The 1,120-nt window shown below is 60.4% G+C and carries 2 protein-coding genes; one reads left to right on the forward strand and one right to left on the reverse strand.

Annotated elements, in window-relative coordinates:
- Positions 1–609: hypothetical protein (locus tag ADADOO_RS03510; protein WP_511275059.1), on the forward strand; the 609-nt coding region annotated here is incomplete at its 5' end.
- A 3-nt stretch (positions 610–612) separates the two neighbouring features.
- Here ADADOO_RS03510 and ADADOO_RS03515 read toward each other — a convergent pair.
- A partial coding sequence (locus tag ADADOO_RS03515; RefSeq protein ID WP_511275061.1) for an SAM-dependent methyltransferase occupies positions 613–1,120 on the reverse strand: 508 nt, incomplete at its 5' end.

The raw sequence follows: 1,120 nt of genomic DNA on the forward strand, positions 1-1,120 counted from the left end.
CGGCAGCGTGAAATCCATAGCGCCCTGGCCGAACGTACCTCGGTCAATGAGGCAATCGACCAGGCGCTGAAGCACCTCTTTTTCTATCTGCACGAACTGGTTCAGCAGCTCAACATCATCAAGCCCGACGTCCCGCGCGATTACCCGCTGATCGAACAGTTCGAGCTTAATCAGCTGAGCTGGCAAGAGGGCTTCGCCGACTACCGGACCCAGTCGCAAAGTGCCGGCGCGCTGGTTGAGCTAGTCTCGTTCTCGTATCACCTGAGTGGCCACGCGACCCTGCGCATCGAACGTGACGGGCCATCGGTAGAGCGATTCCGGGCCATGCTTTTTGACTTCGGCCTGCCGTTCACCTACAAGGAATTCAAGAACGAGCGCAGTTATGTCGAACGCGCCGAGTTTGAAATCCGCAGCGAAGTCAGCGTCAGCGCCCGTTGGCGCGCCGATTTTTCCAAGGGCGTCATCACCGTCGAAACACGCAACCTCGAACGGCTCGGTAGTGCGCTCTACAACGTCCGGCCACAGTCCGTCGACCAAGCGCTGCTCGATGATTTCGGTCGCCTTGTTCTCGGCCAGCCGAACCGTTTCCGCGAGCTGGCCAAGCGCTAATCGCTACAAACGACGACTCTGATCGCCGTTGGCAAAGCCGAGAAGCCCCTCATCCAGTCCGCGACCAATCGCCATCACCTTGAACAGCTCGCCCATTTCGTGCGGCATCAGCAACTTGCCGACGGCGCCGGCAGCCCGGATGTAATCCGGCGTCGCGTGGGGAATGGCGGCCAGCAAATCGAGAATCCCGCAATTGAGCAGGAACTGGCCCTGGCTGGCGTAGCCGAGCAATTCCAGTCCACTGGCGTGGGCCGCCGCAATAATTGCCGTGAAATCGACGTGGACCGTAACATCCTGCAAACCTGGCAAATAGAACGGGTCGGAGTGCGCATGATGGCGGTAATGGCACATCAGCGTTCCGCGCCCGCGTTGCTGATGATAGAACTCGCGGCGCGGGAAACCATAGTCGATGAGGAGCAGGGCGCCCTTATCCAGGCGATGTCCCCATTCCGCTGCCCAGGCCCGCGCGGCAAGACTGATTTCGCTCTCGAACCCCGGCGGCAGGTGGCAG

The sequence above is a fragment of the Azonexus sp. genome (genome assembly GCF_036170495.1).
Classification (GTDB): Bacteria; Pseudomonadota; Gammaproteobacteria; order Burkholderiales; family Rhodocyclaceae; genus Azonexus.